This window comes from Bradyrhizobium sp. CSS354 (assembly GCF_029051725.1).
Taxonomy (GTDB): Bacteria; Pseudomonadota; Alphaproteobacteria; order Rhizobiales; family Xanthobacteraceae; genus Bradyrhizobium.
In genome coordinates, this window is sequence record NZ_JAACFU010000009.1 from 322,150 (window position 1) to 342,298 (window position 20,149).

Annotated in this window: 19 protein-coding genes, 1 tRNA gene and 1 riboswitch; of the genes, 5 read left to right on the forward strand and 15 right to left on the reverse strand. The window is 65.0% G+C overall.

Going from position 1 to position 20,149, the window contains the following annotated elements:
• Position 1: 1 nt before the first annotated feature.
• Genes crcB (GWG67_RS23685) through GWG67_RS23695 form a run of 3 tightly spaced genes read right to left on the reverse strand, consistent with a single transcriptional unit; the run spans position 2 to position 2,052 of the window.
• The gene (gene crcB / locus GWG67_RS23685) at positions 2 to 430 is read right to left on the reverse strand and encodes a fluoride efflux transporter CrcB (RefSeq protein WP_275171763.1); all 429 of its coding nucleotides are present in this window, start codon (positions 428 to 430) and stop codon (positions 2 to 4) included.
• Positions 431 to 434: 4 nt separating this feature from the next.
• On the reverse strand, positions 435 to 833 hold the full coding sequence (gene crcB / locus GWG67_RS23690; protein ID WP_275171815.1) for a fluoride efflux transporter CrcB: 399 nt from the start codon (positions 831 to 833) through the stop codon (positions 435 to 437).
• A 7-nt stretch (positions 834 to 840) separates the two neighbouring features.
• Positions 841 to 2,052, reverse strand: coding sequence for an MFS transporter (locus GWG67_RS23695; protein ID WP_275171764.1), 1,212 nt, complete (start codon positions 2,050 to 2,052; stop codon positions 841 to 843).
• A gap of 136 nt (positions 2,053 to 2,188) precedes the next feature.
• Positions 2,189 to 2,258, reverse strand: a riboswitch (Fluoride riboswitch).
• Positions 2,259 to 2,499: 241 nt separating this feature from the next.
• On the opposite strand from GWG67_RS23695, the gene GWG67_RS23700 reads away from it, so the two are divergent.
• Positions 2,500 to 3,369: a DUF1194 domain-containing protein gene (locus tag GWG67_RS23700; protein ID WP_275171765.1), complete on the forward strand. Its 870-nt coding sequence runs from the start codon at positions 2,500 to 2,502 to the stop codon at positions 3,367 to 3,369.
• A gap of 176 nt (positions 3,370 to 3,545) precedes the next feature.
• Entirely contained in the window at positions 3,546 to 4,178 is a 633-nt protein-coding gene (locus tag GWG67_RS23705; RefSeq protein WP_275171766.1) for a hypothetical protein, read from the forward strand.
• A 4-nt stretch (positions 4,179 to 4,182) separates the two neighbouring features.
• Here GWG67_RS23705 and GWG67_RS23710 read toward each other — a convergent pair whose 3' ends face one another.
• Complete coding sequence (locus tag GWG67_RS23710; protein WP_275171767.1) at positions 4,183 to 4,350, reverse strand: hypothetical protein; 168 nt, start codon at positions 4,348 to 4,350, stop codon at positions 4,183 to 4,185.
• A gap of 42 nt (positions 4,351 to 4,392) precedes the next feature.
• A complete protein-coding gene (locus tag GWG67_RS23715; RefSeq protein ID WP_275171768.1) occupies positions 4,393 to 5,451 on the reverse strand; it encodes a class I SAM-dependent methyltransferase in 1,059 nt (352 codons plus the stop codon).
• 167 nt (positions 5,452 to 5,618) lie between these two features.
• Here GWG67_RS23715 and GWG67_RS23720 point away from each other — a divergent pair, with 167 nt between their 5' ends.
• On the forward strand, positions 5,619 to 6,221 hold the full coding sequence (locus GWG67_RS23720; RefSeq protein ID WP_275171769.1) for a hypothetical protein: 603 nt from the start codon (positions 5,619 to 5,621) through the stop codon (positions 6,219 to 6,221).
• A gap of 6 nt (positions 6,222 to 6,227) precedes the next feature.
• Here the strand turns inward: GWG67_RS23720 and GWG67_RS23725 are convergent, their stop codons facing one another.
• The 9 genes from GWG67_RS23725 to GWG67_RS23765 form a co-directional block, all read right to left on the reverse strand.
• A complete protein-coding gene (locus tag GWG67_RS23725) occupies positions 6,228 to 7,286 on the reverse strand; it encodes a nitroreductase family protein (RefSeq protein WP_275171770.1) in 1,059 nt (352 codons plus the stop codon).
• Positions 7,287 to 7,396: 110 nt separating this feature from the next.
• Positions 7,397 to 8,644: a class I SAM-dependent RNA methyltransferase gene (locus tag GWG67_RS23730; protein ID WP_275171771.1), complete on the reverse strand. Its 1,248-nt coding sequence runs from the start codon at positions 8,642 to 8,644 to the stop codon at positions 7,397 to 7,399.
• The gene (locus tag GWG67_RS23735; protein WP_275171772.1) at positions 8,637 to 9,371 is read right to left on the reverse strand and encodes a TlyA family RNA methyltransferase; all 735 of its coding nucleotides are present in this window, start codon (positions 9,369 to 9,371) and stop codon (positions 8,637 to 8,639) included. The genes GWG67_RS23730 and GWG67_RS23735 overlap by 8 nt, the downstream gene beginning before the upstream one ends.
• A gap of 26 nt (positions 9,372 to 9,397) precedes the next feature.
• Positions 9,398 to 9,952 carry a nucleoside 2-deoxyribosyltransferase gene (locus GWG67_RS23740; protein WP_275171773.1) on the reverse strand — a complete coding sequence of 185 codons (555 nt, stop codon included), beginning with the start codon at positions 9,950 to 9,952 and terminating at the stop codon, positions 9,398 to 9,400.
• Between the two features lie 33 nt (positions 9,953 to 9,985).
• A complete protein-coding gene (gene dxs, locus GWG67_RS23745; protein WP_275171774.1) occupies positions 9,986 to 11,914 on the reverse strand; it encodes a 1-deoxy-D-xylulose-5-phosphate synthase in 1,929 nt (642 codons plus the stop codon).
• A 601-nt stretch (positions 11,915 to 12,515) separates the two neighbouring features.
• A complete protein-coding gene (locus tag GWG67_RS23750) occupies positions 12,516 to 12,767 on the reverse strand; it encodes an exodeoxyribonuclease VII small subunit (protein ID WP_027516568.1) in 252 nt (83 codons plus the stop codon).
• A 73-nt stretch (positions 12,768 to 12,840) separates the two neighbouring features.
• Positions 12,841 to 13,770, reverse strand: coding sequence for a histone deacetylase family protein (locus GWG67_RS23755; RefSeq protein ID WP_275171775.1), 930 nt, complete (start codon positions 13,768 to 13,770; stop codon positions 12,841 to 12,843).
• Between the two features lie 133 nt (positions 13,771 to 13,903).
• Positions 13,904 to 15,562, reverse strand: a complete 1,659-nt coding sequence (locus tag GWG67_RS23760) for a bifunctional UDP-sugar hydrolase/5'-nucleotidase (protein WP_275171776.1) — start codon at positions 15,560 to 15,562, stop codon at positions 13,904 to 13,906.
• 73 nt (positions 15,563 to 15,635) lie between these two features.
• Positions 15,636 to 16,397 carry an enoyl-CoA hydratase-related protein gene (locus GWG67_RS23765; protein ID WP_275171777.1) on the reverse strand — a complete coding sequence of 254 codons (762 nt, stop codon included), beginning with the start codon at positions 16,395 to 16,397 and terminating at the stop codon, positions 15,636 to 15,638.
• A gap of 245 nt (positions 16,398 to 16,642) precedes the next feature.
• On the opposite strand from GWG67_RS23765, the gene GWG67_RS23770 reads away from it, so the two are divergent.
• The gene (locus GWG67_RS23770) at positions 16,643 to 17,884 is read left to right on the forward strand and encodes an MFS transporter (protein WP_275171778.1); all 1,242 of its coding nucleotides are present in this window, start codon (positions 16,643 to 16,645) and stop codon (positions 17,882 to 17,884) included.
• A gap of 91 nt (positions 17,885 to 17,975) precedes the next feature.
• Here GWG67_RS23770 and GWG67_RS23775 read toward each other — a convergent pair whose 3' ends face one another.
• Positions 17,976 to 19,754: an acyl-CoA dehydrogenase gene (locus GWG67_RS23775; RefSeq protein WP_275171779.1), complete on the reverse strand. Its 1,779-nt coding sequence runs from the start codon at positions 19,752 to 19,754 to the stop codon at positions 17,976 to 17,978.
• 256 nt (positions 19,755 to 20,010) lie between these two features.
• Between GWG67_RS23775 and GWG67_RS23780 the strand changes: the two genes are divergently transcribed.
• Positions 20,011 to 20,085 (forward strand) — tRNA-Gln (locus GWG67_RS23780).
• The last annotated feature ends 64 nt before the right edge of the window (positions 20,086 to 20,149 follow it).

Genomic DNA, 20,149 nt, shown 5'->3' on the forward strand with positions numbered 1-20,149 from the left:
GTCACCTCCTTGTCAATCGGTTGGTGCCGCTGGCTATCATATGGCCTGCCCATACCGACACCAGCCAGCAAATGACGGATGCCGCGATATAGGCGAGCGCCGTATATTTCATGCCGCCGTGGAACAGGCGGAAGGTCTCCAGGCTGAAGGTCGAAAAGGTCGTGTAGCCGCCGCAGAACCCGGTCATGACGAACTGCCGGTGCTCGGGCCGCGCCAGCAGGCGGCCGTCGGGCCCGGTCAGCGTCGCGTAGAAGCCGATGATCAGTGAGCCCGTGGCGTTGATGAACAGCGTCGCGACGGGGAAGCCGGAGCCGGTGCCGAGCGCAAGCCCGACCAGATAGCGCGTCAGCCCGCCGACCATGCTGCCGGCGGCAACCCAGGCATAGAGCGTCGCGGCGCGCCAGCGATCGGCAGAGGAGGGGGACTTCATCTGCCTAGCCTCCCAGAGCGTCCGCGAGGAGGAAGCCGCAACTGACGGCGGCGAGGCAGGGCACGACCGAGACCGCGACATTCCCCAGCGCGTGCATCGGCTCGCCGTTGCGCGCCAGCGTCAGCGTTTGCAGACTGAACGAGGACACCGTGGTGTAGCAGCCAAGAAAGCCGGTGACCGCGAACAGCCATGGATCGGGCGCGGCGAAGAGCGAGCCGGGATGGGTCGCCAATGCGCCAAAAATGCCGATCAGAAAGGCGCCGGTGACGTTGATGGTCACGGTGCCCCACGGAAACGTCTCGCCCAGCCGCCGGGCGATCGCGCCGGAGATGAAATAGCGCGCGCAGCCGCCGAGCACGCTGCCGATCATGATCGCTAGCACTCCGCTCAGCACGGCGAACAGCCCCCCGTCATCGTTTCTCCTCCGTTGCCAGCCCGTTGCCGACGGCAAATAGTCCCGTGAGCGCGACCAGCGCGAAGCCGAGCCCCGCCAGGAAGGTGCCGGCCGGACCATAAGCATCCCACAAGGCGCCGGCGATCACGCTTGCGGCCAGCAAGGCAAGGCCGGTGAACAGGTTGAAATAGCCGAACGCAGTGCCGCGCAGACTCGGTGGCGCTGCGTCGGCGACGAGGGCCGAGAGCAGGCCTTGCGTCAATCCCATATGCAGCCCCCACAGCACGACACCCAGGGCGAGGCCCCCAAGGTTTGGCAGCAGTGCAAGCGCGAGATCGGCGCCGGCGAGGAAGACGAGGCCGAGCGCGAGCAGGCTGGTGCGGTTGATCCGGTCCGAGAGCACGCCGGCCGGATAGGCCGACAACGCATAGACGATGTTCATCAGCACCAGCACGGCCGGCACCCACATCGCATTGAGCCCGATATTCTGCGCGCGCAGGATCAGGAAGGCCTCGCTGAAACGTGCCAGCGTGAACACGACGCCAACCGCGACGACACGCCAGTACACGGATCCAAGCTGGCGCATCGCGGCGGTATTCAGCGGATTCCTTGACGGCTCCCGGCCTGGGTCCGGCTCCGGCTCGCTCACCGCGAACGCGATCAGTCCGAACGACAGGAAGCCCGGCAGCACGGCCACCCAGAACACCACCGTAAAATTGTCCGCCGTCCACCACATCAGGCCGATTGCCATGAGCGGCCCGACGAACGCACCGATGGTGTCGAGCGACTGCCGCAGGCCGAAGCTCGCGCCACGCAGGCCGATAGGTGCGATATCGGCGATCAGCGCATCGCGCGGTGCGCCGCGAATGCCCTTGCCGACGCGGTCGATGAAGCGCGCGGCGACCAGCCATCCGACACTGGGGGCAAGCGGGAACAGCGGTTTTGTCAGTGCGGCGAGCCCGTAGCCAAGCGCAGCGAGCAATTTGCGCCGGCCTAGCCAATCGGACAACGCGCCGGAGAAGATCTTCGTGATCGAGGCGGTCGCCTCCGCAATGCCCTCGATGAAGCCCACGGTGAGCGTGGAGGCGCCGAGCACGGTGACGAGATACACCGGCAGCAGTGCGTGGATCATCTCGGAAGAGACGTCCATCAGCATCGAGACGAAACCGAGCACCCAGATCCCCTTGGGCAGCCCTGCACGCGCAGCGTTCGGTGTTGTCGTCGTCACGTCCAGGACTTCTCCTCGGCCTCTGCTTGACCTCTGCTTGACCTCTCCTTGGCCTTCGCATCCAGGCAACAAAAAACCCGCCAGCGGCGGGTTTGTCCATGCTCCCGCCGAAGGCAGAGACCTAGAAGTTGCCCCTCCTCAAGCAGGAGTCATCAGCCCACTACGGTCACGGGCGGTTGTCGGGGGACTCCATCCCCATCTGTGTCGCCAGCCTAGCATGGAAATCGCGCCGGACAAGTGGGCGAGGGTGCTGTGTCCAGTGGCCCGTCATTCCGGGAGCGGCGCGAACGGGGCAATATGGCGGCAGCTTTGCGTAATGCTTCATAATTCCCGAGCCGCAAATGCTAACTCGCAAATCCCTAACTGGAATGTGAAGCGCAAGCGATCTTCGGACTTTGCGGCAAGGCGATTGCATGTCACCATCGCGTCATACGACGGGAGGCTGCGATGCGCTTGCTGTTCTCGATCGGGGCTGTGCTGATGACCGGCATGTTTGCCGGAGGGGACGTCGCGGGCATCGCGGCACCAGGACCCAAGTTTGAGTCGCCTAAAATTCAGCCGCAGCGGCAAGCAGCCGACAGGGACGCCCAGACGGTCGATGTCGAGCTGATCCTCGCCGTCGACGTCTCCTACTCCATGGACATGGACGAGCTCGCGGTCCAGCGCGAAGGCTATGCGCAGGCGATCCAGTCGAAGGAATTCCTGCAGGCGCTGAAGCTCGGCCCGAACGGCCGGATCGCGGTGACCTATTTCGAGTGGGCCGCCTCGACCGACCAGAAGATCATCATTCCCTGGCGGCTGGTCGACGGACCGGAGACCGCCGATGCCGTCGCCGCCGAAATCCTGAAGACGCCGATCCGGCGCGCCTCGCGCACCTCGATCTCCGGCGCGATCACTTTCGCGATGCCGCTGTTCGACGAGGATCCCTATCGGGGCTTGCGCCGCGTGATCGACATTTCCGGCGACGGTCCCAACAACAATGGCACGCCGGTCACGATTGCGCGCGACGCCGCGATCGAGAAGGGCATCGTGATCAACGGTCTGCCGATCATGGTCAAGGAGCCGTCCTATTCGACCATGGATATCGACAATCTCGACTTCTACTATGAGGATTGCGTCATTGGCGGCCCCGGTTCCTTCGTCATCACGATCAAGGACCGCGACAAGTTCAAGGAAGCCATCCGCACCAAGCTCCTGATGGAGGTTGCGGGCCGTATGCCGGAACGCCCGGTGATGCGCGTTGCGGAGAAGGACAAGGAGCCGCGTGTGAACTGCATGATTGGCGAGAAGATCTGGTCGGACCGCTGGGGTCGCTGAGCGCAGCCTACCGGACGAGACCTTTTGCCCTATTTGCCTGCGATGGAATTTTAACCATGCGTTAACTGTTGCGTGGCCCTAATCGGCTGCTTCCAATTGTTTCCGGATACTGTTCTGACGTTCCTGTCGGGGCGCGAACGAAGCGGGCCTGTCAGACAAATCCGCCGAGCAATCCAATGGCTATCGTCACGTCGAGCACCAGCCAGATTTCTCCCGCTCTCGAGCGGGTGTATCATCAGAGCTCTCTGCTCGGCGAGTGGAAAGGCAATTGGGCCGGCAACAACCAGCCCGTCAGCTTCAAGGTCGTGAACATCCGCGGTGCCCGGGCGCAGGTCGAGTACACCCATAACGGACGCACGGAGCGCGGTTTTGGCGAGGTCGCCGGTTCGCTTCTCACCTTCGGCACGGTCACGGTCGGCACCAAGGACGGCAAGAGTCTGGTGCTGTTGTCATCTGCAGGCGCGGGCAAGCAGACCGCGACTCTCGAGAAGCAGGCGCCGCCGGCCTCCGACAGCCGCCTGATGGGAAGCTGGGGCGGCTATTCCAGTGACAATGGCAAGAGCGCGAGCTTCAGGGTGCTCGCTGTCAACGGCAACGAAGCGCAGGTCAGCGTCACCACCGATGGCGTCACTCGTCAGGGCACCGGCACCGTCTACAAGAACGTCATCATGTTCGGGCAGGCGCAGATTGCGACCGACGACGGGCAGAATGGCAAGATCATCTACCAGGTCCGCAACAAGTCGTTCGTGGTGCCCGTGACGAAATATCCGCCGTCGGATACATCGTCCGCGGTGGACAGGACGGCGTAGCCGATCACGGCTGCTGCTCGCTGGACCGCGTCAGCGCCTTCAATTGCCGGTCGATCTGACGCAAGACGTCGCAGGCGGGCGCCAAAGCGCCATTGCCGATCATTTGCGGCGGCCAGCTTTCGTTGCGGCGCGAGCGAGGCAAGGATGTCGGCGCCAGGCGTGGCTGCAGCATCGGTATGGCCTATGCCGTAGCCACGCGCCGGAATGGGGAAGATCAGATCCGCGCCTCCAGAATCAGATTGAAGGGCGTTTCAGCGGCGCGACGGAAGCGCGTCAGTCCGCCCTCTCGCGCGACCTTGCGCAGCCTTGCCTCGCCCGCTTGCGCGCCCAGTGCGAGGCCCACCTCCTGGTCGAGCGAGGCCGGCGTGCAGATCATGGTCGACGCCGCATAATAGACCCGCCCGACCGGGTTGAGATTGTCCTCGAGGCGGTCGCCTGCGAACGGCTCAACCAGCATGCAGGTGCCGTCCTTTGCCATGGTCTCGCGCACGTGGTCGATGGCGCCGACGGGATCGCCCATGTCATGCAGGCAATCGAAGAAGCAGACGAGATCATAGCCCTCGGCCGGATAGGTCTTGGCGGAATGAACAGCGAAGCTGACCCGGTCGCCCAATCTGGCTTCGGTGGCCGCCTTTCGCGCGGCCTCGATCGAACCCTCGTGATAGTCGAAGCCGTAGAAGCGGGAGTTCGGGAAGGCTTCCGCCATCAGCCGTGTCGAGACGCCGTGCCCGCAGCCGACATCGGCGACCTTGGCGCCGCGCTTCAGCTTGTCCACGACGCCGTCGAGCGCGGGCAACCATTCCTGCACCAGATGATGCATGTACCCGGTCCGGAAGAAGCGGGCGGTGCCGCAGAACAGGCATTCGCTGCGCCGGTTCCAGCCGACGCCCTTGCCGGATTTGAATGCGTCCGAGACCTTCGGCTCGTCGAGAAACGCCGAGGCAATGACATTGCCGAACGCGCCGAGGAACACCGGACTGTCCTCATCGGCAAGCGCCATCGCCTGCTCCGGCAGCATCGAGAATTTTGCCGAAGCGGAATCGTATTCGATGTAGCCGGACGCCGCCTGGCTCGCGAGCCATTCGCGGACATAGCGCTCCGCCGTTCCGGTAGCGCTTGCGAGCTCGGACGAGTTCATCGGTCCCTTGGCGGCAAGGGTACGATAGAGACCGAGCTTGTCCCCGAGCAGGACCAGCGACGCATTCATCGCTGCCCCGAATTCGGTGACCATCTTGCCCATAAAGGCATTCAACCTGTCGGAATTGACCTCCATGAGAGCCTCCGTGCTGACGCGCCCCCTTAGGTGGGTCAATCGGGCATGCGGGAAGTTCAAATTGGCAGGAAAACGTGATCCCGGAACTCAAGGGAAGACTGGTGTCGCTTTGCTGGCATTCATGATGTCTGGTGGGTATAATTCGCAAGCTTTTCGACGGTATTTGGATGTCCAGGCTTACACGCTCTCGCGGTCTCGCGGGTTTTCTTGCCCTGCTCTGCCTCGGCGAAGCGCCGGCTCATGCGCAAGGCGCACCGCTGCAATATTGGATCCCCGGCGGACCTTTCGGCTTCGGCGGCGTTGCCGGCCAGAGCGCCGACAGCTACGGCAATTTCCCGAGCTTCAATGGCGGCGACGCAAGCGGCCGCAGCAATTTTGCGAACGGCTTCTTTGTCGGCAGCCAGCATGGCAATCTCAATTGGAGCGGCCTCAGCCCGGCCGGACTGAGCGGCAACTACAGCGCGCTCTCCTACGACAGCACGCAGTTCGGCTACAACACCAAGACCGCGGGCGGCATGCCCGTCACGTTCTTTGCCGGTTTCGACACACTGAAATACGGCGGCGGCATTGGCAGCTCGCTTGCGCCGCTCACCTCCAGCGCCTCGCCGGGTTACGGCGCATTTGCGGGTGTCGAGTTCAAGCCGACCTCCAACCTCAGCCTGTCGTTCGGCGCCGGTTTCACCCAGCAGCAATCGGGGCGCATGGACAGCGACATCAACTCGTCGATGTTGCCCGGCGAGTCACCCGCGCTGGGCGGTCTTCGGCGCTAGACTGGATCATCCGCGCATCACCTGCTCCGGGCTGCGCCTCAGCGATTTCGGCAAATCTGGCCCCTCTCCGAAGCGGATCACAATGTCGGGACGCCGCTCGCCGAGTCCGAGTGACGCTGCGAATTGCGACCTCAGTGTCGGCACCTCGACCGGCTGGTTGACGAAGGAATATTTCAGCCCCAGTGCGGTCGCCTGCAAACCGAACCGCTGGCAAGCGCGTCCGACCGCGATCCACTGCGATATGTCGCTCCGGTCGGCGGCAAGCACGAGGACCCCCGCGGAGCTGTCGAGTTCGTCACGGTACTTTCTGTTCTCGCTCTGCTCGGTGAAGACGAGCTTCAGCAGCGGCCGCGCGACCCATGCCGGCAGTGACGGGCTGCCTGACGCGCGCGAGAATAGTCCGTCCATGGACGCGACCGCATCCGCCTCGTTGAAGCGCATCCAGCTCACGAGTTCGCTCATGAAAGCCTTGTCGCGCATTTGCGCGGAATTGCCTTCGAGCACATAGTCGGTGACTTTGGCGATGGCTGCGCGTTCGGTCAGCAGGATTGCCGACACGTGCGGCTCGCGACAGGCGTCCTCGAGCTGGCGCAACATCTCGGGCGCGACCGGCCTGCCGTCGAATGCCGCACGGGTGCATTGCCTGACTGGAATTGCGGCCGCCAGCGCCGATGCGGCAGGCGGAGCTTGGTCGAGTGCGATCACAATCCGGTCGCCTTCGGCCGTCTGGTTTGCGCGCCAGCCCAGCGTTGCCGCCGCAAGCGCGAGATTTTCGGCGGCGCAGCCGAGGCTGACAAAGAGGTGGTGATCGTCCGGGTCGACCGCGGGACAGCGGCGCGCGACGTCGGGCCTGATCACGATTTCATTGTCATGGGCAGAAAAAATCCAGGGCTGCGTGTTGTGGCTGTTGGTCGCGAGTGTCGCAAAACGCACGAGCTCGCGATCTCTCGGGGTCGATCGCAGCGGTGCCCGTGCCGCCTGCACCGCGTCCTCATAACTCCTGGTCGAGGCCTCCGCGGGACTGGCCGTGAGCGCCGCCGCGGAAACGCCGAACGTGTTGGTCATGAATTGTCGTCGGTCGATCGCCATCATCCGCTCCGCGGCCATTCCCGCGCGAGCTTAGCGCAATGGCAGAGCCGGTCGGTTGACCGGCATCAAAGTCGGGAGGGACGCGGTTATCTCACAAACCGCGCCACCAGCTCGACGTGCGGCGTATGCCGGAACTGGTCGACTGGCACCACGGCATCCATCTTGTAGCCGCCATCGATCAATAGCCGCGCGTCGCGGGCAAATGTCGCGACGTTGCAGGAGACCGCGACCACCACAGGCACCTTGCTCGCGGCGAGCTTCAAGGCCTGCGCCTGCGCGCCCTGGCGCGGCGGGTCGAACACGACGGCTTCGAAATCGCGCAGCTCCGGCGCCACCAGGGGACGGCGGAACAGATCGCGCGGCTCGGCCTTGATCGGCTTGAGCCCCGGCGTGCGTGCGGCCTTTTCGAGCGCTGCAATGGCGCCGGCGTCGTTGTCATGGGCGGTGACGCGGGCCTTCTCGGCGAGCCGCAACGCAAACGGCCCGACACCGCAGAAGAGGTCGAGAACGTTCTTCGCCTTGCCGACGCGCTCCGCGACGAGCGACGCAAGCGTCTCTTCGCCCGCGACGGTTGCCTGCAGGAACGAGCCCGGCGGCAGCGTCACTTCAGCACGGCCCATCTGCACGGTCGGAGGCAGTCGTTGCAGCACCAGTTCGCCGTGCCGTGTCAGCCGCGCCAGGCGGTGCTGCTCGGCGACGCGCGACAGCGCCGTCACGAGCGGCGTTGGCAGCGGGCCGGAGCCGCGCACGTCGACGTCGAGACCGTTGGCGGTCGCGGTGACCTGGATGTCCAGCGGTTTCGTGACCGGCATTTTGGACGTCAGCAGCTCGGCGAGCGCCCAACCGGCATCGAGTGCACCCTCGAGCCCGGGATCGAGGATCGGGCAGCGATCGATCGGGATGACGTCGTGCGAGCTGGCAGCCGAGAAGCCGACCTTGAGGATGTCATGCGTGCCGAACCGGCCGTGCAGCGTGATGCGCCTGCGCCCCGCACCGTGGGCGTCGACCAGCGACGCCACTTCGCAGTCGATGCCGGCCTGGGCCAGGGTCTCGACCACGATGCCGCGCTTCCAGGCATGGTACGGATCAGTCGCCCAGTGCTGGATCGCGCAGCCTCCGCAGACGCCGAAATGCGGACAGAACGGCGCGACGCGCTCGGGGCTGGCGACGTCCACCGCCAGCAGCTTGCGGCGGTCAGGATGGTTGCCGACGACATGATCGACCTCGACGGTCTCGCCGCCGAGCGTATAGGGCACATAGACGGCATCGCCGGCGCCGAGCGAGACGCCGTCGCCGCGATGGCCGACGTGATCGATCGTCACGCGCTCAACCACGGCGCGCGCCCAGGAAGAATTCGATGTTGCCGTCGCCGCCGGTGATCGCCGACGGGAACACCTCGATATCGGTGCAGCCGAGCGAGGCCGCAAAGGCTGCGATGTCGTCGCAGATCTCGCGGTGCACGGCGGCGTCGCGGACGATGCCCTTCTTGTTGTGCTTCCGCTCCGCCTCGAATTGCGGCTTGATCAGGGCCAGCAGGCTCATCGGCGCGGCCGCCAGCGACAGTGCGACGGGCAGCACCGTCTTGAGCGAGATGAAGCTGACGTCGATCACGACGACATCGGGCCGCGCCGGCAAACGCCTGCCGTCATAGGCGCGGATGTCGGTCTCCTCCATCGACACGATTTTGGAGTGACCGCGCAACGAGGGATGCAGCTGGCTGGTGCCGACATCGACGGCAAAGACGAGACTCGCGCCGTTCGCCAGCAGCACCTCGGTGAATCCGCCGGTGGAAGCGCCGACGTCGAGGCAGACATGATCCTCGATCTCGATCGGGTAGCGCTCCAGCGCGCCGGCGAGCTTGACGCCGCCGCGGGAAACGTAGGGGTGCGCGGCCTCGGCCTGGATCATGGCGTCCTCGGCGATGGTCTCCGACGGCTTTGCCACCTGCTTGTCGTCGGCGGTGACGAGCCCGGCCTCGATCGCCGCGCGCGCCCGCGCCCGGCTCTCGAACAGGCCGCGCTCGACCAGCAGAACATCCGCGCGCTTGCGGGCAGGGGACATAATCTCTCCGAAGACGCCTGAGGCGCTTATGTAGCGATCAATCGCGCGGCCGCCATCCGGACGCAAGCCTCGAACGCGGCCAGATCGTGCCAGACGTCGATCGGCATCTGCGCCGGCGTCACCAGCGGGCAACCATGCAGCTCCAGCGCGTGGATCATCATGAGATTGTCGACGAGGCCGAAATCCTCGACCGTCAGCCCCTGCGCATCGACCAGCCGCCCGTCCTCGGGCGTCACGTCCATGAAGCGACTGAGGCGGTCGGCATAGGCGGCGCCGTCATTGGAATAGGCGAGGCAGAACTTGCGGCGGCCGGCCATGTAGCCGAGCTCGTAGACGGTGCCGGGATCGGCGCCGGCGCCGCGGAACGGCGTGAGGTTGGCGATGATCGCATCGGCCGCGTCCATCATCGCCTCGTTGCCGCAAAAGATCTGGCGCGAGGCGTCGGGAGCGGCGAGGTCGATCTCGTTGTCGAGGGGATAGAGCCCGGTGAGGCCGTTCGCGGCACAAATCGCAGCCTTCTGCCGGCCGATCTCGACCGCATCTGGCAGGAACACGTCGGGACCTGCCAGATAGATCTTCATGAGAGCTGCTTCGCAGAAGGTCGAAGCTCGCTCTTAGGCGAGCTTGACCGTCTCGGCCTTGACGTCCTTGCCGAGCGCCTCGAACACCTTGGCGACGATGCCCTTGGCGTCGAGACCGGCACGACCGTACATCGCCGCCGGGGTGTCGTGGTCCTGGAACACGTCGGGCAGCACCATGGTGCGGAACCGCACCAAGCCGCTGTCGAGCGCGCCCTGGTCGGTCAGGTACTGCGCGACATGCGAGCCGAAACCGCCGACCGAGCCTTCCTCGATCGTGATCAGGATCTCGTGGTCGCGCGCGAGCTTGAGCACAAGCTCGGTGTCCAGCGGCTTCATGAAGCGCGCATCCGCGATCGTGGTCGAAAGGCCGTGGGCTGCGAGCTCGTCGGCGGCCTTCTCGCATTCGGCGAGGCGCGTGCCGAACGAGAGCAGGGCGATCTTGCTGCCCTGGCGGACGATGCGGCCCTTGCCGATCTCGAGCGGAACGCCGATCTCGGGCATCTCGATGCCGCGGCCTTCGCCGCGCGGATAGCGCAGCGAGCTCGGACGATCGTTGATCGCGACCTGGGTTGCGACCATGTGCACCAGCTCGGCTTCGTCAGCCGCGGCCATGATCACCATGTTCGGCAGACAGCCGAGATAGGCGTTGTCGAACGAGCCGGCATGGGTGGCGCCGTCGGCGCCGACGAGGCCGGCGCGGTCGATGGCGAAGCGCACGGGCAGGCTCTGGATCGCGACGTCATGCACGATCTGGTCGTAGCCGCGCTGCAGGAAGGTCGAGTAGATCGCGCAGAACGGCTTGTAGCCTTCGGTGGCCAGACCGGCGGCGAACGTCACTGCGTGCTGCTCGGCGATGCCGACGTCGAAGGTGCGGTCCGGGAACGCCTTGTTGAAGATGTCGACGCCGGTGCCGGACGGCATCGCCGCGGTGATGGCGACGATCTTGTCGTCCTTCTCCGCTTCCTTGACGAGGCTCTGGCCGAACACGTTCTGATAGGCCGGCGCGTTCGGCTTGGACTTGGCCTGGGTGCCGGTCGCGACGTCGAACTTGACGACGGCGTGGTATTTGTCGGCGGAAGCTTCCGCCGGGCCGTAGCCCTTGCCCTTCTGCGTCACGACGTGAACCAGGATCGGGCCGGTCTCCATGTCGCGCACGTTCTTCAGCACGGGCAGGAGATGGTCGAGGTTGTGGCCGTCGATCGGGCCGACGTAATAGAAGCCGAGCTCCTCGAACAGCGTGCCGCCGTCCATCATGAAGCCGCGGGAATATTCCTCGACGCGGTTGGCGCGGCTGGCGATGATCTTGGGCAGGCGCTGGTTGATCTGCTTGGCCACATCGCGCAGCGTGCGATAGGTCTTGCCCGAGTAGAGCCGCGACAGATAGGCGCTCATCGCGCCGACCGGCGGCGCGATCGACATGTCGTTGTCGTTGAGGATGACGATCAGGCGCGAGTTCATTGCACCCGCATTGTTCATGGCCTCATAGGCCATGCCCGCCGACATCGCGCCGTCACCGATCACGGCGATAACGTTGTTCTTGCCGCCGGCGAGGTCGCGCGCGACCGCCATGCCGAGGCCCGCGGAGATCGAGGTCGAGGAATGCGCGGCGCCGAACGGATCGTAATCGCTCTCGCTGCGCTTGGTGAAGCCGGACAGGCCGCCGCCGGTGCGCAGCGTGCGGATGCGATCGCGCCGGCCGGTAAGGATCTTGTGCGGATAGGCCTGGTGGCCGACGTCCCAGATCAGCCGGTCGCGCGGGGTGTCGAAGACGTAGTGGATCGCAGTGGTGAGCTCGACCACGCCGAGGCCTGCGCCGAAGTGACCGCCGGTCACCGAGACGGCATCGATGGTCTCCTGACGCAGCTCGTCGGCGACCTGGCGAACCTGCTCGATCTTGAGCTTGCGCAGGTCGTCCGGCGTCCGGATGGTGTCGAGAAGCGGCGTTTTACTATATGCGTTCACGGCGATTTCCAATTTGTCAGCGCCGGAAGATCGTTCCGGTGCGCGATGGGTTTGCTCAATATCGGCGCAGCGCGAGTCCTTAAACCGTCGGAGCCACCTGCATGGGGCAAAGCCCCGTCTTCAAGCTTAGGTGAGCTTAAGTGCTCTCCGGTTCAGTCTCTGTGATCCCTGTCACTTAGATCGGCTTCGTCCATCCCAGCCAATTCATCAGCAGTTTGAAGCGCTTGTCGTCGGTAATCAGTGCCCACGCAAGGCTTACAAAAAGCCACACTCCGCGCAGCTTTACACCAAAGCTTGGGCCAAAGCCAACCCGCTCGGCCGATTACGGGCATGCACCTGCAACCCCCGGGCCAGAGTGGTTAATTCTGGCGCCAGCAGAAGGGTTCCAAGCCCGCTTGGCTCCTCGGCAGGTTTTGGCGGGTGGAAAGCTCTTTTACACGGGTTTCACAAGGGCCGAGGGGTCCCCGTGAGGGAGTTCCGTGATCTCTAGAGCGCCGGTTCCCCTGGACCCAAAGCAGCAGCAACTGCCCCGACGGCGGCATGCGAGCATGAAAAATTGCGGGTGGCCGATGCGTAAGAAGGGCGCCTTTGGAGGCCGCCCTTACTGGACGTCGAGCGGCGCGGTGCCCGTGGCCTGGCCGCTGGCATCGGTGGTGATCTTGTCGACGCGCGCCTCGGCCTGGCGCAGCAACTCCTCGCAGCGGCGCTTCAGGGCCTCGCCGCGCTCGTAGATCGTCACGGATTCCTCGAGCGGCACCTTGCCGTCTTCGAGCCGCTTCACGATCGTTTCGAGCTCCTCGATGGCGCGTTCGAAGGTCAGCCTGGAGACGTCGATTTGGGTATTTTCGGCCATATAAGTTTCCGATTGCCCGATTCGCTTCACGTCGGAGAAAGCAAAGTTTTGCGGGCGCAATGTGGCGGGTGCGTCAAGCGCCCATCAGGGCGCCGACATGCGCCGTAACAGATTCTTTCAGTCCTTGCAGGTCGTAGCCGCCTTCGAGCACAGAAACAACGCGCCCCCCGGCGGTCTTGTCGGCGAGGTCCATCAGCTTGCGCGTCACCCAGGCATAATCCTCCGCGCGCAAATTCAGCGACGCCAGCGGATCGCGATAATGCGCGTCGAAGCCGGCAGAGATGACGAGCAGCTCCGGGCTGAATTTTTCGAGCTGCGGCAGGATCAAATTCTCGAACGCGATGCGGAATTCCGGCCCGCCGTCCTCGGAGGCGAGCGGCGCGTTGACGATGGTGTCGTGGTCGCCGCGCTCGCTCTTGGCGCCGGTGCCCGGAAACAGCGGCATCTGGTGCGTGGAGCAGTACATCACGGTCGGGTCCGACCAGAAGATGTCCTGCGTGCCGTTACCGTGATGCACGTCGAAATCGACGATGGCGGCGCGCGTGATGCCGTATTTGCGCTGCGCGTGACGCGCGGCGATTGCGGCGTTGTCGAAGAAGCAAAAGCCCATCGGCTTGCCGATCTCGGCATGGTGGCCGGGCGGGCGCACCGCGACGAAGGCGTTGCGATGCTCGCCCGCCATCACCGCTTCGGTCGCCGCGACCGCGCCGCCGACGCCGCGCATCACCGCTTCCCACGTGCCCGGCGACATCGAGGTGTCGCCATCGATATAGACCAGTCCGCTGGTCGGCGCGATGTGGCGCAGCTCCGTGACGTAGTGCTCGTTGTGGCAGAGCGTGACGAGGTCGAGATCGCCCTCCGGCGCCTGGTCGCGCACCAGGAACTGGAAGCGCTCATGCGAGAGCGCCTCCTCCACCGCGCGCAGGCGGTCCGGCCTTTCAGGGTGTCCCGGCGGCGTGACGTGGTCGAGGCAGGCCTTGTGGGAGAGGAGAAGCGTACTCATCAGTCGGCCTCATGGGATGCGGGCTCTCGACGTCGCTTGGCGCATCCGGCGCCAAAACGCAAATGCAAAACCCAATCTATGCGTTCCCCCGGGAATGGCAAAGGGTGGTCCGGACCGGTCCGTTTGATCCGGATCAATTCACACGCAGGATGCGGCTCAGCGGCAGAGGCCCGACCGGTCCGTGCGCCCTGAAGAACGCGAACAGCGCGTCAGCGTCGTAGCCGCCATATTGCAGCCCCGTGCCCTGTTTGACGACCGTAAAGCCGTCGCCACCGACTGCGAGGTAATCGTTGAGGGTGACGCGGTAGCCGCTTCCGGCTTCGATCGTTCTGCCGTTCAGCGTCATCTTCTCGTTGATCACGCGCTCGCCGAATGGCTTCGCCGCATCCCAGGCGTAACTGAACCCGTTCGAGACCTGGAGAATCCGCGGCCGCTTCGGATCGAGCCATTGCTGCTCCAGCATGTCCTTGAGCTGGCTGCCCGTGAGCGTCATGGTGACAAGCCGGTTGCGGAATGGCTGGCTGGCGAAAACGTCGCCGAAGGTGATCGCGCCGTTCTCCTTCGGAATGATGTCGGTGCGGATGCCGCCGGGATTGGTGAACGCGATGACGGCCCCGCCGTCCTTGGCGTCCCTGGTCGCGGCGAGCTGCGCGTCCGCGATGACGTCGCCGAGCGCGCTTTCGCCGGCGTCGTTCGGCACGCGTGACAGCGTCTGCGTCACCGATCCAGCCGGGCGATTGGCGATCGGCGCCGAAAGCTTGTCGTAGGCATCGATCAGTGCGGTCTGCTCGGGATCCTTTGGCAGTGACGCATTGGCGACGAGGACGTTCTCGGCCCTGGCGCTGATGACGTCGCGCGTTACAGGATCGAGCTTGAGGTCGATCGCAGTGACCAGGGTCCCGTATTTGTCGCCGCTGGTGACGAGCCGCCCGTCGACCTGGCAAACATAAGCACGATGCGTGTGGCCGCTGACGACGACGTCGACGGCGCGATCGAATTTTTTCACGATGTCGACGATCGGCCCCGTAATGGCAGGGCATTCGTTGTAGTCGCCGGCCGGCTCGCCGCCCTGGTGGATCAGCACCACGATCGCCTCGACCCCGCGCGCCTTCAGTTGCGGCACCAGCGCGTTCACCGTCTCGGCTTCGTCGCGGAATTCGAGGCCGGTGATGCCCGCGGGCGAGACGATGCCCGCGGTCTCCTTCAAGGTCAGCCCGATGAAGGCGATGGGGATGCCCTCGAATTCCCTGATCTCGTAAGGCGGCAGCACGCTCCTGCCGGTCGCGGTCTCGATGGTGGACGCCGCGAGATAATGGAATTTGGCGCCCGTAAAGGGATGCGGTGCCTGACAGCCGTCTACGGGATGACAACCCCCGTTCTGCATCCGCAACAGCTCGGTCTTGCCCTCGTCGAATTCGTGATTGCCGACCGAGGTGATCGCGAGCCCCATCATCGAGAGCGATTCGATCGAAGGCTCGTCGTGGAACATCGCCGACAGGAACGGGCTCGCGCCGATCAGGTCGCCGGCGGCGACGAAGATCGTGTTCTTGTGGCCCTCACGCAGCTGCTTCACCAGCGTCGCCATGTATTCGGCACCGCCGGCAGCCACCATCACCTTCCTGGACTTGTCCTCGGGATCGCTGATCCGGATGCCGTCCGGCGGCGGGCGAAGATTGCCGTGGAAATCGTTGATCGCGAGGATGCGCAGCTCGACGGGGGCAGCGGTTTGGGCGGACGCGGGCAGGGCGGCGAGCGCGAGCGAGAAGACGGTCAGGCGGAGAACATGTCGCATGGAACCAGACTAGTCGTTCCGCACGAAGATTTCACGAAAGTTCTCGCCGTCGCTCAGGGGCGCCGGATGGTACCTACTTTTTCTTCTTCCTGTTCGCGAACGCGTTGAACGCGGCGGTGGCTTCTTCCGACTTCAGCCGCTCGCCGAACAAATGGGCCTCCTGGTCGATGCGGCGGGTAAGCTCTTCGGATGCGACGCGCAGCAATTTGCGCGAGGTCGCCACCGCTTCGGCGGGGAGCCGGCAGATATCGCGCGCCACCTTGCGCGCCTCGACCTCGGTATGACCCGGCGAGACCACGGTGTTGACGAAGCCGGCGGCATGCGCTTCCGCGGCCGTAAAAGTCCGTCCCATCACCAGCATCGCGAAGGCGCGCTGGTAACCCATCGTGTTCGGCATCAAGAGGCTGGACGCGCCGACCGGCACGAGCCCGAGATGGATGTAGGGTGCGGAGAAGGTTGCCGCGTTCGAGGCCAGCACATAGTCGCAATGGAACAGCATCACGGTGCCCATGCCGATCGACGCGCCATCCACGGCCGCGATCACCGGCTTGGCGTTGAGGGCGAGCGAATAGAGAAACTTGGCGCCGTCGGACAGCGTCTCGGGGCGCGACGTGTCGGCGTGCATGAAATCGTCGATGTCGTCGCCGGCGGTGAACACGCCGGAGCCCCCGGTGATGATCATGCAGCGGATCTCGGGATTGTTCTGCGCGGTGTCGATCGCGCGGCTCATCTCCCGATACATGTCCTGCGTGATCGCGTTCTTCTTGCTCGGACGGCGCAGGGTGATCACGCGCGTTCCGCGCTCTTCGGTGACGACGATATTGCCATTCGGCATGAGAGGCCCCTGCGGTCGCCGCGATACTGACATTGGCTAGACTCGCGAAACGTCAGCCTACATCATCTTGCAGGCGTGCCAATGCGCTCGCTCGACCTTTTGGGGACCGAATCGCGTGAGACGGGCGCATCAGCCCGCTGCTGTGTTACGCGTTGCAATAATTAGCTACCCATTTTCGATTGAAAAACCCCTGGTTGTGGTGCACGATCGGCTCGCGCCGCTCCATTTGGCCGATTGCTCGATTGATGATTGCCGCCACTTGTGTTGATGAATCCTCGCTGCACTACCGCGGCTGGCGTGTCGTGCTGGCCTGCTTCCTGATGGCCTTCTTCATGTTCGGCTTCGGCCTGTACGGCCAGGGCGTCTATCTCGCCGAGCTCCAGCGCGCGCATGGCTGGCCGGGCACGCTGGTCTCTGCGGCCAGCACCTTCTCCTTTCTCCTGACTGCCGTCCTCGTCATCTTCACCGACGATCTGCTCGCCCGCATCGGGCTGCGGTCGCTGATCCTGTGCGGCCTGTCGGCGCTCGGCGCCTCGACGGTGCTGCTGGCATTGCTGCAGACGCCCTGGCAGCTCTATCTTGCCTATGCGCTAATGTCGGTCGGCTGGACCGGCATGGGCACGGTGGTGATCGCGACGGTGCTGAACTCCTGGTTCGAACGGCGCCGCGGGCTTGCGCTCAGCCTCGCCTACAACGGCGCGACCTGCGGCGGCATCGTCCTCGTCCCGCTGCTGCTGTCGCTGAGCAGCAGCATCGGCTTCCGTTCAGCGATGCTGGCGGCCACGCTAGCCATGGTGGTACTGGTGTTGCCGGTGGTGGTGATCTTCACCGGCTGGCGGGCCGAAATGCCGTCGCCGTCGGGCGGAGACTTGTCCGCTGGCGGCACCGCTGCGCCTGCGGTTCACTCGCGCAGGACGCTGCTCGCCAACGCGGCGTTCTGGACCATGGTGCTGCCGATCGCGATCGCGCTGCTGGCGCAGATGGGATTCATCATTCACCAGGTGACGTTCCTCGAACCGCTGATCGGCCGCGCCAGTGCTGGCCTTGCCGTCACCATCATGGCGGCGATGGCGGTGGTCGGGCGCCTGTCGCTCGGCCTGTTTGTGGACCGGCTCGATCCGCGGCTCGCCTGCGCGGCATCGATGACGAGCCAGGCGGCGGCGCTGTTTGTGATTCTGCAAAGCACGAACCCGACCGTGCTGCTCGTGTGCTGCGCCGTCTACGGCTTCTCGATCGGCAACATGATTACGTTCCCGCCGCTGATCATCCATCGTGAGATCGGCGCGAGCGCCTTCGCCGCCGCGATGGGACTGGGCACCTCGATTAGCGGCATCGTCAGCGCCTTCGGCCCCGGCATCGTCGGCCTCGTGCGCAGCGTAACCGGCGATTACACGAGCGCGTTTGCGATGTGCGTGGTGCTCGATCTGGTGGCGGCGGGGATTGTGCTGTGGCGGCCGGGGAGACGTACGAAGCTCGCAGCTTCGTAGCCCTGATGGAGCGCAGCGCAATCCGGGATTCGAGCCACGAACGATGAAGGCCCCGGATTGCGCTGCGCTCCATCCGGGCCACGCGTCCCGCTTACCCCAACAGCACTGCATCCGCCGCGGCGACTGACTCCGCGCTCTCCGTCACGGTGCGTTCGAGCGCGCCGGCCTGCACGGCGATGTTCTCGGCGAAGAAGCGCGCCAGCGAGACGTAGCGCGCGGCGTCCGTGATGCCATCGGATTTCGCGGCGAGCGCTTCGGATGCAAGCATGCAGCCGCCGAGCGTGGCGCCGAACTGCTGCAGATACGGCGTCGCGCCGGCCAGCGCCTCGTTCGGCGCAGACGCAACCCGCTCCAGCAGCCATTTGCTGGTGCGCGTCAGCGCCTGCAGCGCCTCGCGCAATTTCACGCCCGTGGTGCCGAAGGCGGGATCGTTGGAGGCTTCGACCTGCTTCACGATTGCCGAGAGTTCGTCGAGCAGCGCCCACACCGATGCGCCGCCATTGGCCGCGAGTTTTCGCGTGACGAGGTCGATGGCCTGTATGCCGTTGGTGCCTTCGTAGATCGCGGTGATGCGGGCATCGCGATAGTGCTGCGCCGCGCCGGTCTCCTCGATGAAGCCCATGCCGCCATGCACCTGCACGCCGAGATAAGCGACCTCGTTGCCAATATCGGTGGAATAGCCTTTGGCCATCGGCGTCAGCAGCGCCGCGCGCGCGGCAGCGTCGGCGCGAACCTTCGGATCGCTGGCACGCGTCGAGACGTCGATCGCCACCGCGGTCGCATAGCAGATGGTGCGCGCCGCTGCGGTCTGCGCCCGCATCCGCATCAGCATGCGCTTGACGTCGGGATGCACGAAGATCGGATCGGAGCCGTCACCCTTGTTGCCGAGGGCGCGGCCCTGCTTGCGCTCCTGTGCGTACGACAATGCCTGCTGGTAGGCGCGATCGGCTACACCGACGCCTTCGAGGCCGACGCCGAGGCGGGCCTGGTTCATCATCGTGAACATGCAGCGCATGCCCTGGTTCTCTTCGCCGACGAGGAAGCCGATCGCGCCGCCATGATCGCCCATGGTCATGGTGCAGGTGGGGGAGGCGTGCATGCCGAGCTTGTGCTCGACGCCGGAGGCAAAGATGTCGTTGCGCGCGCCGAGCGAGCCGTCTTCGTTGACCATGAATTTGGGAACGAGAAACAGCGATATCCCCTTGGTCCCGGCGGGCGCGTCCGGCAGGCGTGCCAGCACGAAATGCACGATGTTGTCGGTCATGTCGTGCTCGCCATAGGTGATGAAGATCTTCGTCCCCTTGATGCGATAGGTGCCGTCGGCCTGCTTCTCGGCGCGGGTGCGCAGCGCGCCGACATCGGAGCCGGCCTGCGGCTCGGTCAGCTGCATCGTGCCGGTCCATTCACCGGAGACGAGCTTCTCGAGATAGATTTTCTTCAGCTCGTCGCTGCCATGCGCGTCCAGCGCCTCCATCGCCGACGCCGTCAGCAGCGGGCAGAGGCCGAAGGCGACGTTGGCGGCGCTCCAGATCTCGGTGCAGGCCGCGTTGATCGCGAGCGGCAGGCCCTGGCCGCCAAAATCCTCGGGGCCGGAGACCGCGTTCCAGCCGCCCTCGGTCCAGCGCTTGTAGGCGTCCGGCCAGCCCGGCGCCGTCGTGACCTTGCCGTCGCTGAGCTTGATGCCGTGCTCGTCCCCGACCTTGTTGAGCGGCGCCAGCACGTCGGTTGCGAACTTGCCGGCTTCTTCCAGCACGGCGCTCACGATATCGCCGTCGAAATCGCCGTAATGGCCGGCCTCCATGGCAGCCTTCAGGCCGGCGCCGTGGTTGAGCGACAGCAGCATGTCAGAGATCGGCGCGCGGTAGGTCATGGCTCACTCCCGGGGAGACAGTTCTTGCCGCCGTATTCCCATGAAACGGCAGCGGTCTCAACTGTCAGGAGGGGTGGCGGAGCGCCCGTTGGGAACGGGGTGGCGTAGCGCTCATATAAGGCATGGCGCGGCGCCACCGGCGCCTGTGGTAATTTGCCCCTCCGGGCGGTTGAAATGCCGCGCCTCTCCCTATAGACCGGCACCACTCGAGGGAATCCGCGGACGGTCGTGCCGCCGCCGTTCCCGAAGGGCCTGATGGGGCGTAGCCAAGTGGTAAGGCAGCGGATTTTGATTCCGCCATTCGGAGGTTCGATCCCTCCCGCCCCAGCCAGGAGCCCCGCTTCCCCTGAAATTCCTGACGAAACCGGCCTGGCTGGGGAGCTGATGCACAGCTC